This window comes from Methylobacterium sp. CCH5-D2 (genome assembly GCF_001556475.1).
Taxonomy (GTDB): Bacteria; Pseudomonadota; Alphaproteobacteria; order Rhizobiales; family Beijerinckiaceae; genus Methylobacterium; species Methylobacterium hispanicum.
In genome coordinates this window covers 1-1,319 of sequence record NZ_LSIX01000168.1, presented here as the reverse complement: position 1 = coordinate 1,319, position 1,319 = coordinate 1, and the positions used below count along the sequence as shown (strand labels likewise).

3 protein-coding genes are annotated in these 1,319 nt (G+C 75.6%); all 3 read left to right on the top strand.

Annotated features, from left to right (window positions below):
• Positions 1 to 139 precede the first annotated feature (139 nt).
• From AX737_RS04305 to AX737_RS31830, 3 genes are read left to right on the top strand one after another with little or no spacing between them, the layout of a single operon-like run.
• Complete coding sequence (locus AX737_RS04305; RefSeq protein WP_066919268.1) at positions 140 to 550, top strand: phage major tail protein, TP901-1 family; 411 nt, start codon at positions 140 to 142, stop codon at positions 548 to 550.
• A 3-nt stretch (positions 551 to 553) separates the two neighbouring features.
• Positions 554 to 886, top strand: coding sequence for a gene transfer agent family protein (locus tag AX737_RS04300; RefSeq protein WP_066919266.1), 333 nt, complete (start codon positions 554 to 556; stop codon positions 884 to 886).
• Positions 883 to 1,113: a phage tail assembly chaperone gene (locus AX737_RS31830; protein WP_082772879.1), complete on the top strand. Its 231-nt coding sequence runs from the start codon at positions 883 to 885 to the stop codon at positions 1,111 to 1,113. Before AX737_RS04300 ends, AX737_RS31830 begins: the two co-directional genes overlap by 4 nt.
• The last annotated feature ends 206 nt before the right edge of the window (positions 1,114 to 1,319 follow it).

Sequence of the window (1,319 nt, the reverse complement as noted above, 5' to 3'; positions counted from 1 at the left end):
CGCGGGTGCAGGGCAGAGCCCTGCATTTGGAACCGCCGGCCCGGCGAAGCCGGGTCGGAGGTTCCAACCCCGGGGCCCCGCCCCGAACCCTGCCCAAGGGCCTGAGGCCCTTGGGGATCCCCCTGACTTGGAGACATCGATGAGTGCGCAGAGGGGCAAGGACCTGCTGATCCGGGCCGGGGACGGCGCGGGCGGGTTCGCGGCGGTGGCGGGCCTGCGCGCCCGGCAGATCGCCTTCAACGCCGAGACGGTCGACGTGACCAACGCCGACTCGGCCGGGCGCTGGCGCGAGCTGCTGGCCGGGGCGGGCGTGCGCCGCGCCGCGGTCTCGGGCGCGGGCGTGTTTCGCGATCAGGCCTCGGACCTGCGCCTGCGCCAGCTCTTCTTCGATGGCGCGGTCGAGACCTTCCAGGTGGTGGTGCCGGGCTTCGGCACCATCGAGGGCCCGTTCCAGATCACCGCGCTGGAATACCGCGGCGACCACGCGGGCGAGGTCACCTTCGACATGAGCCTGGATTCGGCGGGCCTCCTCGCCTTCACGGCGGCCTGAGCCATGGCCAACCGCCGCCGCGGCGAGGTGCCGCTCGATCTCGGGGGTGAGCGCTTCACCCTCTGCCTCACCCTCGGGGCGCTCGCCGAGTTGGAGGACGCCCTGCAGGCGGGCGACCTCGCCGGCCTCGCCGAGCGCTTCTCGGGCGGGCGTCTCGCCGCCCGCGACCTGATCGCGCTGCTGGGCGCCGCGCTCCGGGGCGGCGGCCACGACCTCGACGACCGCGCGGTCGCCCGCCTGCCGCTCGCCGGGCGGCTGGAGGCCGTCACGGGGGCGCTCGGCGCGGCGCTGGTCGCGGCCTTCGGGGAGCCCGCGGAGGATTCCGCGCGCCCCTGAACCCCACGGGCGGGAGCGCGCCGGGCCCCGGGTCCGCCCCTGGGCCCGCCTTCCCGTGGGACGCGGCGCTGGCGCTGGGGCTCGGGCGCCTCGGCTGGCGCCCGCGCGACTTCTGGGCGGCCACCCCCCGCGAGCTGGCCGCCGCGCTGCCGCGGCCCCCGGCGTCCCTCGACCGGGGCGATCTCGACCGGCTGATCGCCGCCCATCCGGACAGCCGGGACGACTGAGCAGGATCGCCGGACTTCCCACCCCACCACCGCTTTCCCGGACGCTTGGAGCGCCAGCGGAAGGTGATCCGGGACCCAGCACAAGAAGACGCGCAGCGTCCGCTCACTGCACCGTTGCCGAAGATCGAGCCGCTTGGCGGCGCTTCATCCTCTGGATCCCGGATCACCTTCCGCTGGCGCTCCAGGCGTCCGGGAAAAGGGCGGTG

Coding starts and splice junctions, on each gene's coding strand:
- AX737_RS04305 (WP_066919268.1), top strand. CDS start 140: ATGAGTGCGCAGAGGGGCAAGGACCTGCTGATCCGGGCCGGGGACGGC.
- AX737_RS04300 (WP_066919266.1), top strand. CDS start 554: ATGGCCAACCGCCGCCGCGGCGAGGTGCCGCTCGATCTCGGGGGTGAG.